Here is a 4917-nt window from a genome sequence, read left to right on the forward strand (position 1 = left end):
GGCCGTCGTCGCCGTGACGCCGACCAACAGGCCGCTCGCGATCAACAGGACGCCGTCCCGGGCGACGTCGAGGTCGAAGCCCAACTGCGCGACCGCGGTGGAGACGGTCAGGACGAGCCCGCCGAGCATCCCGCCCACGGGGCCGAACCGGGCCCCCGCCGCGACCGGCGGCGCCGCCGCCCAGACCGTGGTGACCAGCGGAGCCACGACGGCGTACTGTGCCTCGGAGAGCACGAACGGGGACGTCAGCATGATCGCGCAGGTGACGGTGACGTCGAGAACGACGAACCACGCCGTGCGTCCGGAGTGCCGGGCGTAGACGAGGGTGGTGACCGCGGTCCACACCACCATCGCGGCGAACCCGGTCCACGCCAGCCACGCGCGGACGTAGCCGTCGTGGTGTACGACGATCGCTCCGAGGGCGAAGCCGAGCGTCATCCACCGCAGGACGATCGAGCCCCACCACAACGGGGCCGCGGGATCGCGCAGCGCCGGAGCCGTCGTCATGCCGGATCGTGTTCCCTCCGTTCCCCGTCGGGCGCGGACTCCGGACCGGTGGCACGGGCGGGGCCGGACGCCGCCCCGTCGTCGGGTGCGGTCACCGACGCGGCGCCGGTGTCCCCGCTCGTTCCGGGCTCCCCGGTCGGGTGCGGCAGCGCCCCCTCGGTGGAGAGGACGTCGACGGCCCCCGGGTCCGGGAGCTCCTCGTTGACGAGCGACTTCACGGCCGCGTTGAGCACCGCGAGCAGGGGGACCGACAGCAGCGCCCCGGGGATGCCCGCTGCGACGAGTCCTGCGGTGATCGCCAGGACGACGGCGAGCGGGTGCAGCCGGACGGCCCGGCCCAGCAGCAGCGGCTGCAGCACGTTGCCCTCCAGCTGCATCACGCCGACCACGATGGCGAGCACGATCAGCGCCGTGACGAAGCCGTTCGTCACCAGCGCGACGAGCACCGCGACCGCGCCGGCGACCACGGCGCCGATGATCGGGACGAAGGCGCCGAGGAAGACCAGCGTCGCCAGCGGGACCACCAGGGGGACGCTCATGATCCACAGCCCGATCCCGATCCCGACACCGTCCACGACCGCCACCGCCGCGGTGGCCCGGACGTAGCTCACCAGCGAGGCGAAGCCACGGCGCCCCGCGGTGTCCGCGCGGTCGCGGATCTGCCGCGGGACGGCCCGCATGAGGAAGGTCCAGATCTGTTCCCCGCCGACCAGGAAGAAGATCAGCACGAACAGGGTCAGCAGGAAGCCGGTGAGAATCTCCCCGACCGCCCCTGCCGTCGTGAGCGCCCCCGCGGTGATCGAGGCCTGGTTCTGCTGGATCAGCTGGACCGCGTTGTTGATGAAGTCCTCGATCTGCGTCTCACGCAGATGCAGGGGGCCGTTGATCAGCCAGTTCTCCACCTGTTCCAGGCTCAGGTTCAACTGCTGCTGCAACGCGGGCAGTCCGGAGGTGAACTGGGTGATCACGAAGGTGAGCAGGCCCCCGACCACCCCCAGACCGAGGATCAGCACGATGACCGCGGAGATCGGCCGCGGTACGCGCCAGAGGACCAGCCTGCGTACCGCGGGTGCCATGAGCGCGGCGAGCAGCAGCGCGATCGACATGGGGATGACGACGACCGAGAGGTACCCGATCAGCCACAACACCACGTACAACGCGGCCACGACCACGAGGAAGCGCCACGACAGCGCCGCGGCCACCCGCAGTCCCGTCGGCACCCAACCCGTGACGTCCGGATCCTCGGACAGCATCGCGATCCGCCGGTTCCTCCGGCCACCGTCCGCACCCGCCTGCGCGGGCGACCCCGCGCCTTCGCCGATCCCCTGCTCGCTCACCGGTTCACCGTATCGGGTCCGCGGGTTCCGCGTGGGCAACCCGAGTGTGACATCGGTACTACCGACCGTGCCGGAGGGGCCGGACCGCCGCGGTCAGTCCTGGGCGAGGTCGGCGAACCGGCTGTAGTGCAGCTGGTGGGCGACGCTGATCGTGCTCGTCGGCCCCGCACGGTGCTTGGCCAGGATCAGGTCCGCCTCCCCCGCCCTCGGGTCGTCGAGCTCGAAGGCGTCCGGCCGGTGGATCAGCATCACCATGTCGGCGTCCTGCTCCAGGGAGCCGGACTCCCGCAGGTCGGCCAGCATCGGGCGCTTGTCCGTGCGCTGCTCCGGACCACGGTTGAGCTGGCTGATCGCCACCACCGGGACCTCCAGCTCCTTGGCGAGCAGCTTGAGCTGCCGGGAGAACTCGGAGACCTCCTGCTGCCGGGACTCGACCCGCTTGCCCGACGTCATCAGCTGCATGTAGTCGACGACGATGAGCTGGAGGTCGTTGCGCTGTTTGAGACGACGCGCCTTCGCCCGGATCTCCATCATCGTGAGGTTCGGTGAGTCGTCGATGAACAGCGGTGCCTCACTGATCTCGCTCATCCGCCGGGCGAGCCGGGTCCAGTCGTCGTCCGACATCCGGCCGCCGCGCATGTCCGCCAGGCGGATCCGTGCCTCGGCCGAGAGCATGCGCATCACGATCTCGACGCGGCTCATCTCCAGCGAGAAGATGACGCTGCTCAGCCCGTTCCGGATGGAGCACGCCCGGGCGAAGTCGAGCCCGAGTGTCGACTTGCCGACACCGGGTCGGGCCGCCACGATGATCATCTGTCCGGGGTGCAGGCCGTTGGTGACCTCGTCGAGATCGGCGAACCCGGTGGGCACACCCTGCGAGGTGCCGCCCCGGGAGGCGATCGCGTCGATCTCGTCCATCGTGGGCTGGAGGAGCTCCTCCAGCGCCACGTAGTCCTCGCTCGTGCGTCGCTCGGTGACGTCGTAGATCGCCGCCTGGGCACGGTCGACGACCTCATTGATGTCCCCGCCGTCGTTGCTGTCGGCCCCGTAGCCGTACTGCACGATCCGGGTGCCCGCCTCGACCAGCCTGCGCAGGACGGCCTTCTCGGCCACGATCTGGGCGTAGTAGCCGGCGTTGGCGGCGGTGGGCACGGTGGCGATCAGTGTGTGCAGGTACGGGGCGCCACCGGCCCGGCCGAGTTCGCCGCGCCGCTCCAGTTCCGCCGACACCGTGATCGGGTCGGCGGGCTCGCCCCGGCCGTAGAGGTCGAGGACGCAGTCGTAGACGGCCTGGTGTGCGGGCCGGTAGAAATCGCCGGGCCGCAGCACCTCGACCACGTCGGCGATGGCGTCCTTGGACAGCAACATTCCGCCGAGCACCGACTGCTCAGCCGTGTTGTCCTGCGGCGGCTGGCGCTCGAACCCGCCGTGCTCCCCCGCGGGCGCAGGGCTGCGGTCGTCGGTGATGGCCACCTGTACTGGCACCCCCTCGGTCGGCGGACGTGTGTCGGGCGGTGTGCGGCGGGCGGCCCTCCCGCGGAACACCGTCGAAGGTCGAACACCCGTTCGACGAGTGTAGGCGATCGGACGGCGCTCGCCGGGCGTCCGTGCCCGGCGTTTCCGCCACCCGCCGCGGCGGCGGCGTTCGCACCACCGGGCGGCGGCGTTCGCACCACCGCGCGCACGCTAGATCGCTCGGACGGAGCAGCGCAATCTCGCCTGTGGACAGAACTGTGGACAACCTGTTGATGACCGGCCCCAACGAATCACAAGCTCGGCTCAGCCTGTGTACAACCTGGGGAAGACTCAGGTCGGCCTCACTGAAACTCCTGGTCACACCCTGTGGATAAACTGTGGAGAACTTTGTGGCGGAGATTTCGGCGTGTCGCGCCGAGAGGCTCCCCCGGCGTGTCGCGCACCACGCACCGCCCGCTCGCCCCGGTCCGGCCTGTGGAAAACCGGCCGCCACCGGGTGCGGCCCCGCTGCGCCGAACGGGCGGGCAAATCGGGCGGTCGTCAGTGGATCGGGAGGGTGCTCATCGCGGTGCGTAACCGGTCGGCGAGCAACGCCGCGGTCGCCGGGTGCAGCGCGACCAGCGGCTCGCCGTGGCCGGGGACCTCTTCCGCCAGCCAGCGACCCTCGACGGTGTCGATGTAGTTGACGGGGCGTTCGACCCGCACCCGGCGGCCGGTGCGGTCCCGGGCCGCGGCGTAGAGGTTGCCGCCGCCGACCCGGGAGAGTTCGAGGACGCGACGCGCCTCGGCGGCCTGGGGATCGGCGGGACCGCTCCCGCCCCGGCGCATCACCGAGATCTCCCGCTCCTCGGGTTCGGGCTGTCGCGCACCGCCGACCACCCGGCTCTTCGGCACCTGCAACACCCGGCCACGGCCCGGCGTGTACGGGGGTAGCTGGGCGATGACGTTGTCCAGCAGTTCGTTCGGCGGCACCGAGGCGAGCACGACGACGTCGTTGTCGGTGTTGCGGGCCAGGACGAAGCCCTCACCGTTCGCGGCCCCGACGAGCACGGTGTAGTTCAACGGCTGGTTCTCGTAGCCGCCGCTGACCCACCCGTAGTACTCCACGGCGGGCCGGGAGACCGCCGCCATCGTGGCGTCGAACTCCCGGTCCGGCCCCGACGGTCCGTGCAGCCCGAGGCGGGCCAACTCGCCGTCGGCCCGCTCCGCGGCCTGCCGCCGCGCGCGCTCGTCCTCCCAGACCGGGGTGGCCGCCAGCACCGTGGGGGGCTCGGCACCACGCCGCCGGATCAGGTTGAGCACGGTGGAGGTGGACAGGGTCACCTGCTGTCTCAGCACGGTCGTCGATCCTTCTTCGCTTGTCGCGGACGGGCGTCACTCACCGATCACGGGCGGTGCGGTCATCTCGTCGGTGCCGAAGAGCGAGTCACCGTCCTCCTTGAGGAGGTACTTCGTCTCGTGCTCCTCGTCCTCGGAGCCCTGGCCGCCACGACCGGCGCCGCCCATGGCCCCCATCGGCATGCCTCCCATGCCGCGTGCACCACCCGCCGCGGCCGCACCACCCATGGCCGTGCGGCCCGCGGCACCGGCACCGGAA

General features: G+C 71.2%; 4 protein-coding genes and 1 pseudogene. All 5 read right to left on the reverse strand.

Features of this window, described 5'->3' with window-relative positions; translation table 11 throughout:
* Positions 1-507, reverse strand: a 507-nt coding sequence (locus tag ACTIR_RS0103075) for a DUF5931 domain-containing protein (RefSeq protein ID WP_026453186.1), incomplete at its 3' end; no start/stop codon positions are given.
* Positions 504-1760, reverse strand: a complete 1257-nt coding sequence (locus ACTIR_RS0103080; RefSeq protein WP_034238087.1) for an AI-2E family transporter — start codon at positions 1758-1760, stop codon at positions 504-506. The genes ACTIR_RS0103080 and ACTIR_RS0103075, both read right to left, overlap by 4 nt.
* 177 nt (positions 1761-1937) lie before the next feature.
* A complete protein-coding gene (dnaB, locus tag ACTIR_RS0103085) occupies positions 1938-3317 on the reverse strand; it encodes a replicative DNA helicase (RefSeq protein ID WP_007025634.1) in 1380 nt (459 codons plus the stop codon).
* Positions 3318-3860: 543 nt separating this feature from the next.
* Positions 3861-4658, reverse strand: coding sequence for an ESX secretion-associated protein EspG (locus ACTIR_RS0103090; protein WP_026453188.1), 798 nt, complete (start codon positions 4656-4658; stop codon positions 3861-3863).
* A 36-nt stretch (positions 4659-4694) separates the two neighbouring features.
* Positions 4695-4917, reverse strand: a pseudogene (locus tag ACTIR_RS27075) (hypothetical protein); the annotation flags it as partial.

It is taken from the genome of Saccharomonospora iraqiensis subsp. iraqiensis (assembly GCF_000430445.1).
Classification (GTDB): domain Bacteria; phylum Actinomycetota; class Actinomycetes; order Mycobacteriales; family Pseudonocardiaceae; genus Saccharomonospora; species Saccharomonospora iraqiensis.